Source organism: Streptomyces mabaensis (assembly GCF_053763515.1).
In genome coordinates, this window is sequence record NZ_JBSOPZ010000004.1 from 1 (window position 1) to 18,654 (window position 18,654).

The following is an 18,654-nucleotide window of genomic DNA, read 5'->3' on the forward strand; positions in this document are numbered from 1 at the left end:
AGCGAGAGACCGAAGTGGCCTGACGTCTGGGGACGTTCGTCTGTACACAACTGGGGAGCTAAGGCCGTACGCCGACACTGGATCGTGTAGGTCAGGTGGAAGCGCCGACCAATCACCGTCTTCACACGGCTCAGGGTCCAGCGTTGGTCTTCCCAGCCGTGCGCGGCCGGCCCCTTGGTCAGTTCCGCCTCCAGTTGGGCGAACTGCTTCTCGCTCAGCCGCGGCAGCGACGCCGGCCCCTGTGACCGCAGAGCCCGCGGACCGCCGTCGTCCCACACCCGCCGCCATCGCTGCACCGAGCGGACGCTAACCCGCAGGTCCTTGGCGATCACCGAGCTCGCCTCGCCCTGGGCGAACCTCTCAGCCGCCTTGAGCCGTAACTCCTCGCGGAACTGCTGCCGTTCGGCGGTCAGCCCGCCCCCTTGTGGATACCGCATGCCCCGGTGATACCGCACGGGCGACGAGCCGTCAGCCCATACGACTCCACGAGTTCAGCCTCAGTAACCCACCTGACGGCCTGGGGCACCGCGCCTGCCGCAGGCCCGAGATGGTTGCAGAGCTACAAGGCTCCCAATCGCTGGCCCCGCGTATCGCCCGAACCGTGGCTGAAGCTGTTCCAGAAGTCTGTGGGCGGGCAGCGGAGCGACCGTTCGCGGGTTCGTCGATCATAGAGTGAGGGCAGGGTTGCACATCCAGGCGACGGCCTGGACGGCGTGGTGGAGGCCGTCGTCACACTGCCGACAATCCCGGAGGATCTTGTAGTTCTCCATCCGTGCGACCCCGAGACGGCGCCGCACGGCTCGACCTGGCCGGTTCTGCGCCAGGCTGAGGCGTCGGCGGTGTCGCACGCCGCCGGGCGTTTGGTGGCGATCACCAGGACGATGCCGGCCTCGATGACGACTGCACGTCTACTGAGGAGCGGTAGCCCACCCGCAGACTTTTGGAAGAGGCTCTACTGCGCCGCGGCGGAAAGGAGGATCATGCCGCTGACCTTCTGAGCCTGGTTCTCGATCCCGAGTTCCTCAAAGAGGGCACAACTGGCCCCGAAGACGCGCACCGCCTCCGTCGTCCTGCCCTTGGCGAGTTCTGCGGCGCTCAGAGCCATCATGCTCTCGGCCATGGCTACCTTGCTGCCCATGAACGACGAGACGTGCAAGGCACGTCTGGCCAGACGGACAGCCAGATCTCCGTCCTGTTCCAGAACCGCCACACGTGAACGCTCACCCAGTGCCAACCGCTCCCCTTGGGCGTTTCCGATCTCCCGGAAAGCCCGGACCGCTCTGGCCAGGCTGACGTTCGCCTCGGACAGCGCGCCCTTCATCATCATGACCACACCGGAGAGCAGAAGACAGTTGGCCTTGCCCAAACGGCTCTCAAGGTGCCCATACGCAGTCGAGGCGCGGCTCACATGTACCAGCGCCTCGTCGAGAGCCCCTTGGTGGGCGAGCACTTGGGCGCTCAGCAAGTTCGTGTCGGCCACGCCGAGCTCGTTGCCGATGGAGGCGTACAAGGATGCGGCATCGCGCAGCGATCCGTGGGCCGCATCCGCATCGCCATCAGTTAGCTCCAGGAAGGACAGTTCCGCCCGACACGCGGCCTCGCCGAGCCGGTCGCCGATCTCCCGGTAGAGACTGAGTGCCTCGTGGAGCGCGTTCCGGCTCTCCTGCGCGCGTCCCTCGCGTAGGTAGATCCCTCCTTCCTCCCGCAGGGCATTGGCTACGCCGAGTCTGAAGCCGAGGCCGCGGTACTTTCGGACGGCTAGGCGCAGTGCCTTCCTGCTCTCGCCGTACCGGCCAACCCTGCGCAGCGCGGTGCCGTGCTCCCAATGGACGTTGCCCTCCCCCAGTACGTCCCCGAGTTCCTCGTAGAGTTTCGCGGCAACGCTGAAGCACTTGGAGGCCGTGACGTAGTCGGCCTGTCGGGCCGCGACGGATCCCAGGTGCAACTGGCAGTTCGCCCCGTTCTGGGTATCACCGGTGGCCAGGCAGATATCGAAGGCTTGGCTCAAGAGCTCCTTCGCTCTCGTGAGCTCGCTCCGCCGCTGCGACACGCACCCAAGGAGGAACAGAGCCTTGGCCTCCTCTCGCGCGAGGTCTTCCTCGCGGGCGATCCGGAGTGCCTGTTCGGCCTCGATGACGGCGTCGTCCAACCGACCTTGGTGGAGGGAGATGTCGGACCTGAGCGTCAGGGCGTGGCTCAACAAGCCTGGCCTCGTGCGGAGGAGGCCCTCGCGGACCTCGTGGGCGGTGACGAGCTCAATTACTCTAAGGCCGGAGTCGTAGTCACATGCCAGGTTCGCCGACTGGAAGAGGCGGTGCCACTCCCCTTCCTTGCTCGTGTCGCCGGAGCAGAACCGGTGGTACAGCTCGTTCTCCAGATCACCCGAGCGGGAGAAGTAGGCGGCCGCACGCCCATGCCATTCCATGAGCCGCAGCGGCTCCTGACCCCCGAGGTGGCTGAGGATGGCGCCTCGGACCAGTGGGTGGATGTGCCACGACGGCCTCTGCCGGTGAGCCCTGCGCAACTGGACGAACGAGTACGCGGTGAGGCTCTCGAACCACTGCTCGTCCTGCGGGGCCTTCGCCAGCACCGCAGTGATGGCCTCCTTGACCACCGACCTCAGGGTCGCCGCAGCGACGACGACGGCTCTCCTGGGTTCAGGGATGCGGCTCAGGAACACGCGGGGAAGCCACTCCTCGGCGGGGCGGTCACGAGCTATTCGTTCAAGCTCGAAGAGGTCGATCTCGCCCCAGTCGAGGATCGCCGCGGTGTCGCTAAGCATGCTGGTCCAACCGGGGTGGCCCTTGCACAGGCGGTACACGGCCTGCTGGAACCCGTCAACTTCTTGACCGCGCGAGGCCAGATAGGCGTCGCTATCGGTCGAGGACCAGTTCCGCAGCTCCCTACGCCGGCAACGGATTCCGGACTTCATCGGCACCTCCTCACGGCCGGCGAGCACCAGTTTCAGCCCCTTCGCGCCGCTCAGGAGGTGGGGGACAAAGCGATTGGCGAACCAATGACCGATCTCGTCTGCGCCCCGGGCTCCTCCGCTGGCCTCGAAATAGGCGACCTCGTCGAGGTAGTAGAGACGCTCGGTGGTGTCCACGAACAGGACCCGACCCGACAGGTCCGCCTTCCGCAGGTCGTCACACAACGCCCGCACCAGCTTTGACCTGTTTAGCGCCCGGAGGTTCGCCAGCGGCTCCGTGATGCTGCCAGCGCTCAGGGAGACCGGCGAGTCGACGATCGACGAGTTGCCCCGGGCGGTCATCGTCGCCTTCAGCGTGATGTTGCGGGTGAGCAGCGCTTGTTCGTCGGCGTCGGCCCGGTCCGCCGCACGGCGGTAGGCGGGGGTGCCGGTCCCGCACCACCCACCTAAAACCTCGGCGAGTTCGTCCAGAAGCTCCCGAGCGGCGTCCGCGGAGTCAGAGGATGGGTTCCGCCGACCGGCCGTGTACTCGAGGTCCACGACGTATCCGTCCTTCGGACAGCACGCGGCGAGGTGTTTGACCAGAGTGGACTTCCCCTGGCCCGCCACACCCCAATAGAGAAGCACTCGATCGTCACCCTGGAGGAACGCTTCGAATTCCGCCGTCTCGTCTTCGCGCCCCAACAGCGACATGCCCATGTGGTTCATCGCTGTGCTCCCCCTCAGTGAACGGTGATGTCGCTGCCGCTGACTGTCCCTCCGCCGGAGGCATGCTGGGTGACCTGGGCGTCGCGGCTCACCCTTACGGCGCTTGCCTCGATGGTGCCTCCCTCTGCGGACCTGTCGACAGTGGAGCGGGAAGCGGCCGCCGCGACATGGGTTGGAGAGTCGGCGATCCGCCCTCCATTCGTGGCGCGCACGCGCACCGCGATCTGCTGGGCAGCACCCTCGTCGCGTGAGCGCACGAACTCAAGGGTGGCCCAGACGAGAGCGCACGCCACGGTGGCACCGATCAACGAGAGGCTCCACTGATCAGTCATCAGATTCACACAGACGCTTACCACCACACCCGCGACGACGGACGCACTGGCCATGAGCCCACGATGGTGTAACACCCTCACCCCCGGATACTCGTAAGGCGATAAGAATTGCACACGCATCAGGGGATGTTGTGGCGCCTGTGGGTGTGCCCCGCCCGGCGCCTCCTCCCAGTCCGCACACAGTCCGCAGGACACGCAATCACGACCGTCGTACCCCATCGCCAGCCATCAGCAAAAGGCCAGGTCAGCAGCCCACGAGGAAGATCCCCGCAGGTCACCCTGCTCATCCCGCACCCGGCCCGCAGGGCGCCGCCTACGGCGTCCATGACGGACCGGGTGCGGTCTTGTTCTCCCTGTGTAGCGTGGCGGTGACCGTGTCCTGATGAGTACGGAGTGACCGCCGAGCGCCGGGGAGGGGCGGGCATGGCGAGACTGATCGGATCGGCCGAGGTCGAGACGGCCATCGACTACGGGACCTGGGGTCTGGTGGACGAGGCCTGTCTCGCGGACACCCACACCCCCGATGCGCCCAGCGGCAGCTGGATCCAGGTCGCTCGGGGGATGGCGTATCTGCAGTGCCCGTCGGCGGTGGTCGATGTGCGGGTCCGGCTGGAGAGCTGGACCACCGCGCCGCCCCCCGATCCGGCCCGATGGTCGGGCAGTGCGGAGGCGGAGGTGGAGCTGCCCAGCGGGGAACTCGGCATCCACACGGTGGACGGCGGCTGGGACCTCGCCGGGGACCTTCCATTCGCCGTTCCCGGGCGGCGGTGAGGTGGAGACGCCGGCCGGGCACGAACAGGAGCTGGCGGGCGTCGACCAGTTCTGTCTGGCGCAGGTGTGGCGGCTGTCCGCCGGGGCGAGTTGAGCGAACTGACGGGCGGGGCCGGCCGCAGCACGGCCGGCCCCGCCGGCTCAGGCGTCTGTCGGCGACGGAGAGTCAGTCACCGATGCTGATGACGTAGGCGTCCCAGTCGAGGATGCGGTCGTTCTCGTACCAGGCGCCGAGCCGGCGTCCGGCTTCCTGGTTCTCGTCCCGGTCGATGTAGCGGACCGAGTAGTCGTCCTTGTACGCGTCGCCTTCGTACTTGTGGCGGGCCGCGCCCTGGTAGGAGGACGCAAGGGGGTACTGGTCGATGCAGGAGGCACAGGGGCGCAATCCGCCCCTGTGGCGTGTTCCTTACTGTCAGGCCTTGGCGCGGCGGACCGTCAGGCCTTGGCGCGGCGGCGCAGTGCCTCCAGTGCGCGGTCCGCGTGGACGCTCATCCGCAGCTCGCTCTTGACGACCTCCAGCACCCGCCGGTCGGTGTCGATCACGAAGGTGACGCGCTTGGTGGGGGCCAGGCTGAAACCGCGCTTGACGCCGAACTGTTCGCGCACTGCTCCCTCCGGGTCCGCCAGCAGCGGGTAGCCGAGGGAGTGCTTGTCCGCGAACTCGGCCTGCGTCTGCACCGAGTCACCGCTGATACCGACCGGCTGGGCGCCCTGCGCCTTCAACTCGCCCGCGACGTCGCGGAAGTGACAGGCCTCGGCTGTGCATCCCGGTGTCATCGCGGCGGGGTAGAAGAAGAGCACGACCGGTCCGTCGGCGAGCAGTTCACTCAGCCTCCGGGGCGTGCCCGTCTCGTCCGGAAGCTCGAAGTCCGCTGCCACAGCGCCCACGTTCATCGGTGCCTGCCTTCGTGAAGGTGTCGGGAGGTTCGTGCACGGCTGCCGCCACTGTACGGACGGCTCAGGCCAGCCGTGCCGCCCGCCCCAGCAGATAGCGGCGCTCCGGCAGGCTCAGCGTCCGCCCCGCGGCTCGCGCGTAGGCAGCGCGGGCCGCGGCCGGCTCGCCCGCCATCTCCAGCAGGTGGCCGCGCACGGCGTCGAGCCGGTGGTGCCCGGCCAGCCGTTCGTCCTGGTCCAGGGTGGCGAGCAGGGCGAGTCCCGCCTCCGGCCCGTGCACCATCGCGACCGCGACCGCGTGGTTCAGGCTCTCCATCGGACCGGGCGCGAGCCGCAGGAGTACTTCGTACAGGGCGAGGATCTCCGCCCAGTCGGTGTCCTCGGCCCGCTCCGACTCGTCGTGCACGGCGGCGATCGCGGCCCGCAGCTGGTACGGGCCGAGCCGGGTGCGGGTGAGCGCGTCGGTGACCAGGGCGACTCCCTCGTCGATGGCGGCCCGGTTCCACCGCTCGCGGTCCTGCTCGGCCAGCGGGACGAGCGAGCCGTCGGGGCCGGTCCGGGCCGGGCGGCGTGCGTCGGTGAGCAGCATCAGGGCGAGCAGGCCGGCCACTTCGCCGTCGGCGGGGAGGAGTTGGTGGACGGCGCGGGTGAGCCGGATCGCCTCGGCGGCGAGGTCGCCGCGGAGCAGTTCCGGGCCCGAGGTGGCGGTGTAGCCCTCGTTGAATATCAGGTACAGCACCTGGAGTACGGCCGCCAGCCGCTCCGCGCGCTCCTCCGGCGGCGGCATGCCGAACGGCACTGCCGAGGACTTGACGCGCTTCTTCGCCCGGCTGATCCTCTGGGCCATCGTCGCCTCGGGCACCAGGTGGGCGCGAGCGATCTCGGCGGTGGTCAGGCCGCCGACGGCCCGCAGGGTGAGCGCGATCCGGGCGGGCGGCGGCAGTTCGGCGTGGCAGCACAGGAACAGCAGCGCGAGCGTGTCGTCCTCGGACGGGGCGCGGCTCTCGCCGGGCGGCGGGGTCTCGAACTCGTCGCGCGGGGTCATCGCCGCGGCCGTCTCCTCGCGCCGCCTGCGTGCCTCGTCGCTGCGCAGCTGGTCGACGAGCCGGCGGGAGGCGACCTTGATCAGCCAGCCGCGCGGGTTCTCCGGCCTGCCCCGCTCGGGCCACTGCTGCGCGGCGGCGAGCAGTGCCTCCTGTACGGCGTCCTCGGCGGTGTCGAAGTGTCCGTACCGGCGTACCAGCGCGCCGAGGACCTGCGGCGCCAGCCGGCGCAGCAGGTCCTCGGTCGGCGTGGAGGGATCGCTCCTCACATCTCGGTCCCGCCGGGTTCCCCCACGGGGTGTACGACGACCGGGTAGTTCGGGGCGCCCTCCGGCAGCGGGCACTGGTAGGCGCGTGCGGCGATCTCGGCGGCCCGTGCGAAGTCCGGGACGTCGATGATCCAGTAGCCGGCGAGGACTTCCTTGGTCTCCCCGTACGGCCCGTCGGTCACGACCGGCGTGCCGTCGCCGGCGGCGGTGACGAGGCGGGCCTGCTTGGGCTCGGCCAGGCCCTGCGCGTCGACCAGCTCCCCGGCTTCGGCGAGGTCGTTGTTCAGCGCTCCCATGTGGTCGAACATCGCCTTGAGGTCCTGCTCGGTCCATGCGGGGCTGCCCTCGCTCGGTGCGCCGCCCATGGCGTCGTAGTCGGCCTGCTTCCCGAGAACCATCAGCATGTACTTCATGGCCTGTCACTCCTTCTGCTCGTTGCCCGGTGGGGGCTCTCGCATGGGACGTCGGAGCCGTCGGTCCATTCTCGACAGGGCGGGCCGCATTTTCTCGGCGTACGGGTAAGACGCCCGCGAGGTGTGGGGTTACGGCTTCCTGGTGTACTGCGTGAAGATCAGGCCGTTGTCGAAGACGCGGCTGGAGCGGACCTCGAATCCGGTGACAGCGAAGCCGGTGCGGAACAGCGGGATGCCGGAGCCGAGGACGATCGGGTACGTCTTGACGTGCAGCTCGTCGATCTCGTCGATGAGCTGTCCCGCGAGGTCGGCGCCGCCGGCGAGGTAGATCCCGAGCCCCTCCTCCTGCTTGAGCTCGCGGACCTTGGCGACCGGATCGCCGGAGATGATCTCCACCGCGGGGTCGGGGGACTTCTCGATGCTGCGGGAGGCGACGTAGGTGCGGATGTGTGCGTACGGATCGGTGATACCGATCTCCAGGGCGGGGTCGTAGGTGCCACGCCCCATCACCAGGGTGTCGAACTGCACGTTCTCCGCGTCGTCCCAGCCGAGCATCCTGCGGACGTGCGTCGGCAGCGTCTCCGGGTACTCCGTCCGGGTGTACTGCGTGTACTCCTCACTCTGGGGGAAGCCGTCGACCTCGCCCTCGGGGCCGGCGATGAAGCCGTCTATGGAGATGGCGATGTAGTACGTGAGCTTTCGCAAGCCGAATCCTCCGCGTCGGTTAACCACTGCACTCATAGTGCTCCGAGTGCAGTGGTTCCGCAAGGCCTTTGAGGGCCGGGGCCGGAGTGGTCAGCCCTGCGGCTTGCGCCACATCGGCCACATGGGCGGCCCGTCCGGGAGTTCCACGGTCGTGCCCGTGAACTCGAAGCCCAGCCGCTCGTACAGCCTGCGGCTGCGCGCGCTGCTCGCCTCCAGATACGCGGGCACTCCGTCCCGGTCGCACCGCTCGAGTACCGGCGCGATCAGCGCCGTCCCCAGCCCCTCGCCCTGGCGGTCCGGGGTGACGGCGATCATCAGCAGGTACTCGTGCGCCTCGGCCGTCGGGTGCACCGCACCGGTCAGCCGGCCGACCAGCTCGGCCCGCTCGTTGTCCGGATCGGCCGTCTCGCGCATACGGGCCGGAGTGTCGTCCTCCCCCTCCGGCTCGCCCGCCGGAATCTGCAGCCAGAGCGCGGCCGCGGACCCGTCCGCCGCCATGTCCACCCGGCCCTCGCTCAGTGCCACATCGACGAACACCCCGAGGAAGAGCCCGTGCACCCGGCGGCGGTGCGCCTCGTCGGGGAAGACCCAGCCGCTGACGGGGTCGTCCATGAACGCCTCGTCGAGCAGCCGGGTCAGTGCCGCCCGGTCACTCTCCCCCGCCTGGCGTATCTCCAGCCCCATGGTCAGTCCTCTCCTCACACGTCCGTCACAATTGGCGTACGTGATCCTAGAGTTGACCAGGGCCCGGCCGGTGCCCCGCCCTGGGGCCGGTTCAGCGGGTGCGGCGCGTCACATACTCCGCCAGGGCCAGGAGCCCGCCCGCCGCGCCGAGGTCCGGTACCGCCCGGGAGAGCTGGTCGACCGCGCGCGCCATCCGGTCGGCGGCATGGATCTGGGCCCAGTCCCGGCCACCTGCCCGGTCCACCGCCTCCGCGGCGCGGGAGATGTCCGCAGCGGTCATCGGGCCGGCGTACAGTGCGGCCAGCTCCGCCCCGGCCGGGGTGCCCGAGGTCAGCGCGGCCACCACGGGCAGGGACTTCTTGCGGGCGGCCAGGTCGGCGCCGGCGGGTTTTCCGGTGTGGTCGGGGTCGCCCCAGATACCGATCAGGTCGTCGATGAGCTGGAAGGCGAGACCGGCCTCCCGGCCGAAGGCGTCCATCGCCTCGACCTCCTCCCGGCCGGCACCCGCGTAGAGCGCGCCGAGCGCGCAGGCACAGCCGAGCAGGGCACCGGTCTTGGCCATGGCCATGGTGAGGCACTCGTCGAGGGTGACCTCGGCCCGCTCCTCGAAGGCGCAGTCCGCCTGCTGACCCGCGCACAACTCGATCACACAGGCCGCCAGCCGAGCCGATGCCTCCGGCGCCGCGGGGTGCGGATCGTCGGCGAGGAGCCGGAGCGCGAGAGCGAGCATCGCGTCCCCGGCGATGATCGCGTCCGGGGTGCCGAAGACCGTCCATGCGGTCGGACGGTTCCGGCGCATCGAGTCCTCGTCGATGACGTCGTCGTGGAGCAGGGTGAAGTTGTGCGCGAGCTCCACGGCGGCCGCGGCCCGTACGGTCGGCCGGGACTGCCCGCCGAGCGCCTGCGTCGCGGCGAGCACGAGCGCCGGCCGGATCGCCTTGCCGGCCTGCCCCGCGGCCGGTGTTCCGTCGGCGTGCTCCCAGCCGAAGTGGTACATGGCGACACGGCGTATCGATCCGGGCAAGGTCTCGATGCTGCTCCGCAGCTCGGGGTTGACGGTGGTCCTGGTGCGCTCCAGCAGCACTGCGGCCTCGTGCCCTTCGGTGGTGGCTTCCGTCATGGCCAACGTGCGGTCCTCCCCTTGCGAATCTGCGTACACATGCGATGTGGTGCGAACCCGCCGGGCGGGAGCGGGCCGGGACAGCACTCGTCAGCCCCGGCCCACCCCGCGCGCCGTGTCCGCCGGACAGATCTAGCGCCAGCGGCCGATTTCCACGTTCTCCAGGACTCCCAGGGCGTCCGGCACCAGAATCGCGGCCGAGTAGTAGGCCGTGACCAGGTAGGAGATGATCGCCTGCTCGCTGATGCCCATGAAGCGCACCGAGAGACTGGGCTCGATCTCGTCCGGGATGCCGGTCTGGTGCAGTCCGATGACCCCTTGCTCCGCCTCTCCGGTACGCAGGCAGAGGATCGAGGTCGTACGGGCGTCACTGATCGGGATCTTGTTGCACGGGAAGATCGGTACCCCGCGCCACGCCGGTACGTGGTTCCCCGCGATCTCCACGGTGTCCGGGTACAGCCCCCGCTTGCTGCACTCACGGCCGAACGCGGCGATGGCCCGCGGGTGGGCGAGGAACATCTTCGAACCGCGCCGCCTGCTGAGCAGTTCGTCCATGTCGTCGGGGCTGGGGACTCCGTCGTGCGGCTGGAACCGCTGGTCGTACTCGCAGTTGTTGAGGAGACCGAACTCCCGGTGGTTGATGAGCTCGTGCTCCTGGCGCTCGCGCAACGCCTCGACCGTGAGCCGCAACTGCTGCTCGGTCTGGTTCATCGGCTGGTTGTAGAGGTCCGCCACCCGGCTGTGGATGCGCAGCACGGTCTGGGCGACACTCAGTTCGTACTCCCGGGGCGCCGATTCGTAGTCCACGAACGTGCCCGGCAGCACGGCTTCGCCGATATGGCCGGCCGAGAGATCGATCGCGGCCTCGCCGTACTTGTTGGTCCGCTGGGCGGGGATGGACCGGATGTGCTCCAGGTGCCGGGCCAGCGACTCCACGCGGTCCGCGAGGGTCAGCACGTCCTGCCGGGACAGGACGAGCGCGGTGCCCGCTGTCGCGGCCCGGGCCGTGTACTCCCAGATGGAGTCGGGGTCGGTCAGGCACTGATCGCCGAAGTACGAGCCGTCCGCGAGCACACCCAGCACCGCGTCGTCCCCGTACGGACCGGGGCCGACCTTCTCCACGCGGCCGTGCGCGAGCAGGAACACCTCGTCGGACTGGCTCCCGAAGGATGTGAGCGTCTCCCCGGGCGCGAACTCCCGCTGCCGGCAGCGCTGGGCGAGCTCGGCGAGCACCTCCTGGTCCTCGTAGTCGCGGAGCACCGGCAGCTCGCCGAGCTCCGCGGGGATCACCTGCACCTGGTCCCCGGTCTTGATGAACGTGACGCGCCCGTCACCGACCGAGTAACTCAGCCGGCGGTTCACCCGGTACGTGCCGCCCTGCACCTGGACCCACGGGAGCATCCGCAGCAGCCACCGAGAGGTGATCTCCTGCATCTGCGGCGCGGACTTGGTGGTGGTTGCCAAGTTCCGCGCGGCTGCGGTGCCCAGACTGCGCTGCGGCTGCGCCTGCCCCTCGCGGACTTCGGAACCTGCCTCGACCGACATGTATCTCCCTTTCGATCACGCTCTGACCTGCGAGAAGAAAGCTTTCCAGGACGGAGAGTCAGTGCGCCATTACACAAATGAGTGGGACTGGATCAGGCTCCGGCGGGGCACCTTGACCGGACCGAGCGGAGATTCCATCGTCGGGAACCGCTTGATCCTCCCGGGCGTTGATCCCCACAGGGCCCGCACGAACCGTCCGTACCGATCGTCAGGAGCGCAGCCATGGCTGGTTTTCTCGACCGCGCCAAGGAACAGGCCCAGCGGGGCCTGACCCAGGGCAAGCAGAAGCTGGACGAAGTGCAGGCGCAGCGCGCCGGGCACGACCTCCTCAAGAGACTGGGCGCGGCCTACTTCGCCGAGCAGCGCGGCAGCGGTGACCCGCGCGCCACCCTGCAGGCGTTGCAGGCCGTCGAAGGTCACATCGCCACGCACGGGGACGCGTTCCTGCGCAGCTGAGGCGGCCGCGGGGCACCGGTGAGCGGGTGGGGTGAGCGCCGCTGACCGGATCGGCTCGCACAGGGCCCGAACGGGATGGCCCGGACGCCCGTATTCCGGTACAAGCACGAATACGAGGCGTCCGCGTACGGCGGCCGTCGCGCCCCGCAAAGGAGACGGCCATGGCCCCACCCATGTCCGCCGGCAGGTTCCTCGACATCCTCCAGGACGAAGGACTGACCGTCGTCCAGGTCGGTGAATGGCGTACCCACAACCGCAACCACAAGGGGCCGTGGGGCCCGGTGCACGGCGTGATGATCCACCACACCGTCACCAAGGGCACGGCGAGCACGGTCCGTATCTGCCGCGACGGTTACGCCTCGCTGCCGGGGCCGCTGTGCCACGGGGTCATCGCCAAGGACGGCAGGGTCCACCTCGTCGGGTACGGCCGCGCCAACCACGCGGGCCTGGGTGACGACGACGTCCTGCGCGCCGTCATCGCCGAGAAGGCCCTCCCCCCGGACAACGAGGCCAACACCGACGGAAACCGCCACTTCTACGGCTTCGAGTGCGAGAACCTCGGTGACGGCAAGGACCCGTGGCCGGGGGTGCAGCTCGAAGCGATCGAGAAGGCCGCGGCGGCGATCTGCCGGCATCACGGCTGGACCGCGCGGTCGGTCATCGGCCATCTCGAATGGCAGCCCGGCAAGGTCGACCCGCGCGGCTTCACCATGAGGTCGATGCGCGGGCGCATCACCGAGCGGCTGAAGTGACAATGAGGGGGTGACGACCCCCGAAGCGCTCGGCCTCGACGCCCTGCGGCCGCGACTGCCCTCGCCGCTGCGGCCGGCCGAGGACGAGCGCTTCACCCGCCACGGAGTACGGCTGCTGCTCAAGCGCGACGACCTGATCCACCCCGACCTGCCCGGGAACAAGTGGCGCAAGCTGGCACCGAATCTGCGGGCCGCCGCCGACGCCGGCTGCGGCACCCTGCTGACTTTCGGCGGTGCCTACTCCAACCACCTCCGGGCCACCGCCGCCGCCGGCAGGATGCTCGGCTTCGCGACGATCGGCGTCGTACGGGGCGACGAACTGGCCGGCCGCCCGCTGAACCCGTCGCTGGCGCAGTGCGCGGCGGACGGCATGCGCCTGCACTTCGTGAACCGCACGGCCTACCGCCACAAGACGGATCCGGAGGTCCTGGCAGAGATCGTGCGCGCGACGCGGCCCCTGCGTACGACGCGGCCCGCCGCCGACGGCGCGATGACCGCAGCCGCCGCCGGGGTCCACGTCATACCGGAAGGGGGCAGCAACACCCTTGCCGTGCGGGGCTGCACCGCGCTCGGCCAGGAGCTGCGCGGGGCCGCGGACGTCGTCGCCGTCGCGTGCGGCACCGGCGGCACACTGGCCGGCCTCGCCGCGGGCCTGGGTCCCGGGCAGCGGGCGCTCGGCATACCCGTCCTCAGGGGCGGCTTCCTCGCCGGCGAGATACGTACGCTCCAGGACGCCGCCTTCGGCTCCCGCACCGGCGACTGGTCCCTCGACGACCGCTTCCACTGCGGCGGCTACGCCCGCACCACACCCGAACTCGACGCCTTCGCCGCGGACTTCGAGGCCCGGCACGGCCTGCGCGTCGAACGCCTCTACGTCGCCAAGATGCTGTACGCCCTCACCGCCCTCACCGAAGAGGGCGCCTTCCCCCGCGGCACCACCCTCGCCGCCGTGGTGACGGGTTAGGCCCTGATCCGCCGGACAGGCCCTAGCCGGAGCCCTCCCGGTAGGCCGCCGCCTCCTCCAGATCCAGCCGGCGCAGCAGCGTACGCAGCATCTCGTCGTCGATCCGGCGCCGGTCGCGCAACTCCACGAAGACCGCGCGCTCGGCGCCGATCATCTCCGCCGACAGCCGCCGGTACGTCTCGTCCACCGACTCCCCCGTGACCCGGTTGACCGGGCCGAGCCGCTCCCACACGGCGTTGCGCCGCCGCTCCAGCACCGTGCGCAGCCGGTCCGCGAGCGGCTGCGGCAACACGTTGCGCTCATCGGCGAGCAGTTCGTCCAGCCGCTGCTCCGCCGCCCGGGAGGCCTCGCTCTGCGCCTGCGCCTCGGCGAGCGTCTCGGCCCGCTCGTCGCGCCCCGGCAGCTTCAGCAGCCGGATCAGCGGCGGCAGCGTCAGCCCCTGTACGACCAGGGTCGCGATGACGGTCGTGAAGGTCAGGAAGAGGATCAGATTGCGCTCCGGAAAGTCCTCGCCACCGTCCACCGTCAGCGGGATCGAGAAGGCGATCGCCAGGGACACCACCCCGCGCATGCCCGCCCAGCCGACGATGAGCGGGCTGCTGAAGGTGAGGCCCGGCTCCCGTTCCCTGATCCGTGACGACAGGGCCCGGGGCAGGTAGGTCGCCGGGAACACCCAGACGAACCGCACCACCACGACGGCCACGAAGAGCAGGACCGCGTACCGGGCCGCGTCCAGCCCCTCGTACGCCCCGAGCCCCTCCAGTACCACCGGCAACTGGAGTCCGATCAGCGCGAACACCACCGACTCCAGGACGAAGGCGACCATCCTCCAGACCGCCGCCTCCTGGAGCCGGGTCGCGAAGTCCACCTGCCAGGCCCGGTGTCCCAGGTACAGGGCGACGACGACCACGGCGAGCACTCCGGAGGCGTGCACCCGCTCGGCGACCGCGTACGCGACGAACGGGATCAGCAGCGAGAGGGTGTTCTGGAGCAGCGGTTCCCTCAGCCGCGTGCGCAGCCAGTGCAGCGGCACCATCAGCAGCAGGCCGACGCCGACCCCGCCGACCGAGGCGATCAGGAACTCGGTGATCCCGCCGGCCCATCCCGCACCCTCCCCGACCACGGCGGCCAGCGCGACCTTGAACGCGGTGATCGCGGTCGCGTCGTTCACCAGCGACTCGCCCTGCAGGATCGTGGTGACCCGCGACGGCAGCCCGAGCCTGCGCGCGATGGCCGTCGCGGCCACCGCGTCGGGCGGCGCGATCACCGCGCCCAGCACCAGCGCCGCCGTGAGCGGCAGCCCGGGGATGAGCAGATGCGCGGCGTAACCGACGACGAGCGTCGCGAAGAGCACGTACCCGACCGACAGCAGCGCGACGGGCCGCAGATTCGCCCGCAGATCGAGGTACGAGCTGTCCACCGCGGCGGTGTAGAGCAGGGGCGGCAGCAGCAGCGGCAGCACGATGTGCGGGTCGAGCGTGTACTGCGGGACGCCCGGTACGTACGAGGCGAGCAGCCCGGCGGCGACCAGCAGCAGCGGCGCCGGCACCGGCGTCCTGCGGGCTGCCCCGGCGATCGCGGCGCTGCCCGCCACCAGCGCCACCAGCGGGAGTACCTCCATGGCCGAGCCCCCGTCCCGTCTCACAGGTCCGTCGTAACCTGGCCATCATGAGCGAGTGTCCGCATGTTCCCGCACTGCCGCGCCCCGAGCCCGCCGCGCTCGACGACACCTGTCCCGAGTGCGTGGCGGCCGGGTCCCACCCCGTCCACCTGCGGCTCTGCCTGGTGTGCGGGCATGTGGGGTGCTGCGACTCCTCACCGCTGCGGCACGCGTCCGCGCACTTCAGGGAGACGGGACATCCGGTCATACGGAGTTTCGAGGCGGGTGAGGACTGGCGCTGGTGCTTTGTGGACGGTTCGATCGTCTGAGGCGTGGGTACGTCAACCCTCCGCCGGTTCCTCGTAATTGGTCCCGCAGACCCCTAGCCACTGTCCGTACCCGTAGGCTTACCATGAGTGACAGCACCCGTTCCGGCGGAGATGGGGCCCGCGACAGGACAACTCGGATCGCGATAGCGTCACCGGCGAACATCGTGCTGTACCGGCCCGGGGGGCGACTCCCGGCCCCGGAAATGAGCTTGTACCACCTTGGAGGTGAGGGTGTCCCAGATCGCAGGCGAGCCCGGGACTCAGGACTTCGTGGAAGTCCGGCTGCCCGCTGCGGGCGCCTACCTGTCGGTGCTGCGTACGGCCACGGCCGGCCTCGCGGCGCGTTTGGACTTCACCCTCGACGAGATCGAGGATCTGCGGATCGCCGTCGACGAGGCGTGCGCGATCCTGCTCCAGCAGGCCGTCCCCGGTTCCGTCCTCAGCTGCGTCTTCCGTCTCATCGACGACTCGCTCGAGGTGACGGTCTCGGCCCCGACGACGGACGGCCGCGCACCGGAGCGTGACACCTTCGCATGGACGGTGCTCTCCGCCCTCGCGGGCAAGGTCGACTCGACGGTCGCCGACGACCGTACGGTCAGCATCAGCCTCTACAAACAGCGCGGCGCGGGACCCGGGCCGGCGTGAAGGACGGGGAAGGTCCGGTGCGGAACGACGAACGCATTCCTCGGGTGCGCCACGCCCCGGAGGGCATCCCGGAGCAGCAGGCCCGGCCGCACCCGGTAGACGGCTTTTCGGACTCGGCGGAGCAGGCAGAGCGGGCGGGCCCCATGAGCGAGCACCAGCACCACAACGAGCAGCAGCACGATCCGCGGGACCGCAGTGGCGCGCGGGCGATGTTCATCGAGCTGCGCAAGCTGCCCGACGGCTCCCCCGAGCGTGCCGACCTGCGCAACCAGCTGGTGCGCATGCATCTCCCGCTCGTCGAGCACCTCGCCCGCCGGTTCCGCAACCGCGGCGAGCCGCTGGACGACCTCACCCAGGTCGCCACGATCGGTCTGATCAAGTCGGTGGACCGCTTCGATCCGGAGCGGGGTGTCGAGTTCTCGACGTACGCGACCCCGACCGTCGTCGGTGAGATCAAGCGGCACTTCCGCGACAAGGGCTGGGCGGTGCGGGTGCCGCGCCGGCTCCAGGAGCTGCGGCTGTCCCTGACGACGGCCACCGCCGAGCTGTCGCAGCAGCACGGCCGGTCCCCCACGGTCCACGAGCTGGCCGAGCGCCTGGGCATCTCGGAGGAAGAGGTCCTGGAGGGCCTGGAGTCCGCGAACGCGTACAGCACGCTCTCGCTGGACGTACCGGACACGGACGACGAGTCCCCGGCGGTGGCGGACACGCTGGGCGCGGAGGACGAGGCGCTGGAAGGCGTCGAGTACCGCGAGTCGCTGAAGCCGCTCCTGGAGGGCCTGCCGCCACGAGAGAAGCGAATTCTGCTGCTCCGCTTCTTCGGCAACATGACCCAGTCGCAGATCGCACAGGAGGTCGGCATCTCCCAGATGCATGTCTCCCGGCTCCTCGCCCGCACGCTCGCACAGCTGCGCGACAAGCTGCTGGTCGAGGAGTAGGGAAGTCGAGGAGCAGAGAAGCAGCCGACGGGCGCCGGTTACGCGTCCCGGGGGCCGATGCCCAGTGCCTGCGTCGTCGCCGGGTTGAGCAGCAGCACCAGGACGGCGGTCGCGGCCGCCCCGAGGGCGATGCCCGCCGCGATCATCGCGCCGCCGGTCTGGACCAGCGTCCAGACGACCGGCACCGAGATCAGCTGCATGATCAGCGCCGGCCCGCGGCTCCAGCGCCGGCGCAGTCGCAGCCCCCGGGCGGCGGCCAGCGGAATCACCGCGAGGGCGATCACCGTCAGGCCGCCCGTCGCGGCCTGCTGGAGGGAGTCGGGGTCGCCGAGCAGCCCCATCATCAGCAGGTAGACGCCGACGGCGGCGAGCGCGACGCCCTCCAGCGCGGTCAGCGCGGCGGCGGCGGTCAGCCGGGTCGGAACCGGACCGGAATCGGGGGCGGAGGTCTGCTCTGTACTCACCCCAGCAGAGTAGCCGCGGCAGGGAAACGGCCCGGTGACGGGAGCCGGTTCCGGTCCCTGGACCGGGGCTGGGCCAGGTACCGGACGGTAGGTAGTGTGGCGCGCATGCGTGCACTCCTCGTGGTCAACCCGGCGGCAACCACCACCAGCGCGCGCACGCGTGACGTCCTCATCCACGCCCTGGCCAGCGAGATGAAGCTGGAGGTCGTGACCACCGAGTACCGGGGGCACGCCCGCGATCTGGGCCGCCGGGCGGCCGAGGACCAGGAGATCGAGCTCGTCGTCGCGCTCGGTGGCGACGGCACGGTCAACGAGGTCGTGAACGGTCTGCTGCACAGCGGCCCGGACCCGGACCGGCTGCCCCGCCTCGCGGTGGTCCCCGGCGGCTCCACCAACGTCTTCGCGCGCGCCCTGGGCCTGCCCAACGACGCGGTGGAGGCGACCGGCGCGCTGCTGGACGCACTGCGCGAGCGCCGTGAGCAGACGGTCGGGCTGGGGCTGGCGGCCGGCGCGCCAGGTACGGAGGACGAATCGGTGCCCTCGCGCTGGTTCACGTTCTGCGCCGGCTTCGGGTTCGACGCGGGCGTGGTCGGCCGCGTCGAACAACAGCGGGAGCGCGGCAAGAGGTCCACGCACGCCCTGTACATGCGCCAGGTGGTACGCCAGTTCCTCGACGATCCGCACCGCCGGCACGGCACGATCACGCTGGAGCGGCCGGGTTCGGACCCGGTGAGCGGCCTGGTGCTGTCGATAGTCTGCAACACCTCCCCCTGGACCTACCTGGGCAATCGCCCGGTGTACGCGTCCCCGGAGGCCTCCTTCGACACCGCTCTGGACGTACTCGCGCTGAGCAGACTGTCCACCCCGGCGGTGGCGCGTTACGCGACCCAGCTGCTGACTTCCAGCCCGGAGCGCGGGCCGCACGGCAAGCACGCCGTCTCCCTGCATGATCTGACGGACTTCACCTTGCATTCCAAGGTGCCACTCCCGTTCCAGATGGACGGTGACCACCTAGGGGTCCGTACGAGCGTGGCGTTCACAGGCGTTCGCCGTGCACTGCGTGTGATTGTGTGAGTAGAAGGGCCAAACAGCC

21 protein-coding genes are annotated in these 18,654 nt (G+C 70.0%); 8 read left to right on the top strand and 13 right to left on the bottom strand.

Features of this window, described 5'->3' with window-relative positions; translation table 11 throughout:
* From ACWV17_RS04440 to ACWV17_RS04450, 3 genes are all read right to left on the bottom strand, one after another.
* A partial coding sequence (locus ACWV17_RS04440; protein ID WP_455358557.1) for a helix-turn-helix domain-containing protein occupies window positions 1-437 on the bottom strand: 437 nt, incomplete at its 3' end.
* Between the two features lie 515 nt (window positions 438-952).
* Window positions 953-3,637, bottom strand: a complete 2,685-nt coding sequence (locus ACWV17_RS04445; protein WP_455358558.1) for a hypothetical protein — start codon at window positions 3,635-3,637, stop codon at window positions 953-955.
* Between the two features lie 14 nt (window positions 3,638-3,651).
* A complete protein-coding gene (locus ACWV17_RS04450) occupies window positions 3,652-4,023 on the bottom strand; it encodes a hypothetical protein (protein ID WP_455358559.1) in 372 nt (123 codons plus the stop codon).
* Window positions 4,024-4,392: 369 nt separating this feature from the next.
* Here ACWV17_RS04450 and ACWV17_RS04455 point away from each other — a divergent pair, with 369 nt between their 5' ends.
* On the top strand, window positions 4,393-4,740 hold the full coding sequence (locus ACWV17_RS04455) for a hypothetical protein (RefSeq protein WP_455358560.1): 348 nt from the start codon (window positions 4,393-4,395) through the stop codon (window positions 4,738-4,740).
* A 166-nt stretch (window positions 4,741-4,906) separates the two neighbouring features.
* On the opposite strand, the gene ACWV17_RS04460 is transcribed toward ACWV17_RS04455, so the two are convergent.
* The 8 genes from ACWV17_RS04460 to ACWV17_RS04495 all read right to left on the bottom strand — a co-directional run bounded on the left by ACWV17_RS04460 (window position 4,907) and on the right by ACWV17_RS04495 (window position 11,413).
* Complete coding sequence (locus tag ACWV17_RS04460) at window positions 4,907-5,125, bottom strand: hypothetical protein (protein ID WP_455358561.1); 219 nt, start codon at window positions 5,123-5,125, stop codon at window positions 4,907-4,909.
* Window positions 5,126-5,175: 50 nt separating this feature from the next.
* Window positions 5,176-5,634, bottom strand: coding sequence for a peroxiredoxin (locus ACWV17_RS04465; protein WP_455355987.1), 459 nt, complete (start codon window positions 5,632-5,634; stop codon window positions 5,176-5,178).
* A 64-nt stretch (window positions 5,635-5,698) separates the two neighbouring features.
* Window positions 5,699-6,946 (bottom strand): RNA polymerase sigma factor, encoded by a 1,248-nt coding sequence (locus tag ACWV17_RS04470; RefSeq protein ID WP_455358562.1) that lies wholly within the window; start codon window positions 6,944-6,946, stop codon window positions 5,699-5,701.
* Window positions 6,943-7,359 carry a YciI family protein gene (locus ACWV17_RS04475; protein ID WP_455358563.1) on the bottom strand — a complete coding sequence of 139 codons (417 nt, stop codon included), beginning with the start codon at window positions 7,357-7,359 and terminating at the stop codon, window positions 6,943-6,945. Before ACWV17_RS04475 ends, ACWV17_RS04470 begins: the two co-directional genes overlap by 4 nt.
* A gap of 129 nt (window positions 7,360-7,488) precedes the next feature.
* Window positions 7,489-8,064: a dihydrofolate reductase family protein gene (locus ACWV17_RS04480; protein WP_455358564.1), complete on the bottom strand. Its 576-nt coding sequence runs from the start codon at window positions 8,062-8,064 to the stop codon at window positions 7,489-7,491.
* Between the two features lie 90 nt (window positions 8,065-8,154).
* On the bottom strand, window positions 8,155-8,748 hold the full coding sequence (locus ACWV17_RS04485) for a GNAT family N-acetyltransferase (protein ID WP_455358565.1): 594 nt from the start codon (window positions 8,746-8,748) through the stop codon (window positions 8,155-8,157).
* A gap of 91 nt (window positions 8,749-8,839) precedes the next feature.
* Window positions 8,840-9,868, bottom strand: coding sequence for a family 2 encapsulin nanocompartment cargo protein polyprenyl transferase (locus ACWV17_RS04490; protein ID WP_455355992.1), 1,029 nt, complete (start codon window positions 9,866-9,868; stop codon window positions 8,840-8,842).
* Window positions 9,869-10,000: 132 nt separating this feature from the next.
* The gene (locus tag ACWV17_RS04495; protein WP_455355993.1) at window positions 10,001-11,413 is read right to left on the bottom strand and encodes a family 2B encapsulin nanocompartment shell protein; all 1,413 of its coding nucleotides are present in this window, start codon (window positions 11,411-11,413) and stop codon (window positions 10,001-10,003) included.
* A 222-nt stretch (window positions 11,414-11,635) separates the two neighbouring features.
* Here ACWV17_RS04495 and ACWV17_RS04500 point away from each other — a divergent pair, with 222 nt between their 5' ends.
* The 3 genes from ACWV17_RS04500 (at window position 11,636) to ACWV17_RS04510 (ending at window position 13,585) form a co-directional block, all read left to right on the top strand.
* Window positions 11,636-11,869, top strand: coding sequence for a hypothetical protein (locus ACWV17_RS04500; RefSeq protein WP_455355994.1), 234 nt, complete (start codon window positions 11,636-11,638; stop codon window positions 11,867-11,869).
* 161 nt (window positions 11,870-12,030) lie between these two features.
* A complete protein-coding gene (locus tag ACWV17_RS04505) occupies window positions 12,031-12,621 on the top strand; it encodes an N-acetylmuramoyl-L-alanine amidase (RefSeq protein ID WP_455358566.1) in 591 nt (196 codons plus the stop codon).
* Window positions 12,622-12,631: 10 nt separating this feature from the next.
* Window positions 12,632-13,585, top strand: coding sequence for a 1-aminocyclopropane-1-carboxylate deaminase/D-cysteine desulfhydrase (locus tag ACWV17_RS04510; protein WP_455358567.1), 954 nt, complete (start codon window positions 12,632-12,634; stop codon window positions 13,583-13,585).
* Between the two features lie 22 nt (window positions 13,586-13,607).
* Here ACWV17_RS04510 and ACWV17_RS04515 read toward each other — a convergent pair whose 3' ends face one another.
* Window positions 13,608-15,206: a Na+/H+ antiporter gene (locus ACWV17_RS04515; RefSeq protein ID WP_455358568.1), complete on the bottom strand. Its 1,599-nt coding sequence runs from the start codon at window positions 15,204-15,206 to the stop codon at window positions 13,608-13,610.
* 47 nt (window positions 15,207-15,253) lie between these two features.
* Here ACWV17_RS04515 and ACWV17_RS04520 point away from each other — a divergent pair, with 47 nt between their 5' ends.
* From ACWV17_RS04520 to ACWV17_RS04530, 3 genes are all read left to right on the top strand, one after another.
* The gene (locus tag ACWV17_RS04520) at window positions 15,254-15,514 is read left to right on the top strand and encodes a UBP-type zinc finger domain-containing protein (RefSeq protein WP_455355997.1); all 261 of its coding nucleotides are present in this window, start codon (window positions 15,254-15,256) and stop codon (window positions 15,512-15,514) included.
* Between the two features lie 231 nt (window positions 15,515-15,745).
* Window positions 15,746-16,159, top strand: a complete 414-nt coding sequence (locus tag ACWV17_RS04525; RefSeq protein WP_250918386.1) for an ATP-binding protein — start codon at window positions 15,746-15,748, stop codon at window positions 16,157-16,159.
* Entirely contained in the window at window positions 16,048-17,097 is a 1,050-nt protein-coding gene (locus tag ACWV17_RS04530) for an RNA polymerase sigma factor SigF (protein WP_455358569.1), read from the top strand. Before ACWV17_RS04525 ends, ACWV17_RS04530 begins: the two co-directional genes overlap by 112 nt.
* Before the next feature lie 38 nt (window positions 17,098-17,135).
* On the opposite strand, the gene ACWV17_RS04535 is transcribed toward ACWV17_RS04530, so the two are convergent.
* Entirely contained in the window at window positions 17,136-17,561 is a 426-nt protein-coding gene (locus ACWV17_RS04535; RefSeq protein WP_455358570.1) for a hypothetical protein, read from the bottom strand.
* A 105-nt stretch (window positions 17,562-17,666) separates the two neighbouring features.
* Here ACWV17_RS04535 and ACWV17_RS04540 point away from each other — a divergent pair, with 105 nt between their 5' ends.
* On the top strand, window positions 17,667-18,635 hold the full coding sequence (locus tag ACWV17_RS04540; RefSeq protein ID WP_455356000.1) for a diacylglycerol/lipid kinase family protein: 969 nt from the start codon (window positions 17,667-17,669) through the stop codon (window positions 18,633-18,635).
* The last annotated feature ends 19 nt before the right edge of the window (window positions 18,636-18,654 follow it).

Bases quoted from the DNA above. Each gene is read 5' to 3' on its own strand.
- ACWV17_RS04465 (WP_455355987.1), bottom strand. From the start codon at position 5,634: ATGAACGTGGGCGCTGTGGCAGCGGACTTCGAGCTTCCGGACGAGACG.
- ACWV17_RS04540 (WP_455356000.1), top strand. From the start codon at position 17,667: ATGCGTGCACTCCTCGTGGTCAACCCGGCGGCAACCACCACCAGCGCG.
- ACWV17_RS04475 (WP_455358563.1), bottom strand. From the start codon at position 7,359: ATGAAGTACATGCTGATGGTTCTCGGGAAGCAGGCCGACTACGACGCC.
- ACWV17_RS04520 (WP_455355997.1), top strand. From the start codon at position 15,254: ATGAGCGAGTGTCCGCATGTTCCCGCACTGCCGCGCCCCGAGCCCGCC.
- ACWV17_RS04485 (WP_455358565.1), bottom strand. From the start codon at position 8,748: ATGGGGCTGGAGATACGCCAGGCGGGGGAGAGTGACCGGGCGGCACTG.
- ACWV17_RS04445 (WP_455358558.1), bottom strand. From the start codon at position 3,637: ATGAACCACATGGGCATGTCGCTGTTGGGGCGCGAAGACGAGACGGCG.
- ACWV17_RS04450 (WP_455358559.1), bottom strand. From the start codon at position 4,023: ATGGCCAGTGCGTCCGTCGTCGCGGGTGTGGTGGTAAGCGTCTGTGTG.
- ACWV17_RS04455 (WP_455358560.1), top strand. From the start codon at position 4,393: ATGGCGAGACTGATCGGATCGGCCGAGGTCGAGACGGCCATCGACTAC.
- ACWV17_RS04505 (WP_455358566.1), top strand. From the start codon at position 12,031: ATGGCCCCACCCATGTCCGCCGGCAGGTTCCTCGACATCCTCCAGGAC.
- ACWV17_RS04515 (WP_455358568.1), bottom strand. From the start codon at position 15,206: ATGGAGGTACTCCCGCTGGTGGCGCTGGTGGCGGGCAGCGCCGCGATC.
- ACWV17_RS04500 (WP_455355994.1), top strand. From the start codon at position 11,636: ATGGCTGGTTTTCTCGACCGCGCCAAGGAACAGGCCCAGCGGGGCCTG.
- ACWV17_RS04495 (WP_455355993.1), bottom strand. From the start codon at position 11,413: ATGTCGGTCGAGGCAGGTTCCGAAGTCCGCGAGGGGCAGGCGCAGCCG.
- ACWV17_RS04530 (WP_455358569.1), top strand. From the start codon at position 16,048: ATGGACGGTGCTCTCCGCCCTCGCGGGCAAGGTCGACTCGACGGTCGC.
- ACWV17_RS04490 (WP_455355992.1), bottom strand. From the start codon at position 9,868: ATGACGGAAGCCACCACCGAAGGGCACGAGGCCGCAGTGCTGCTGGAG.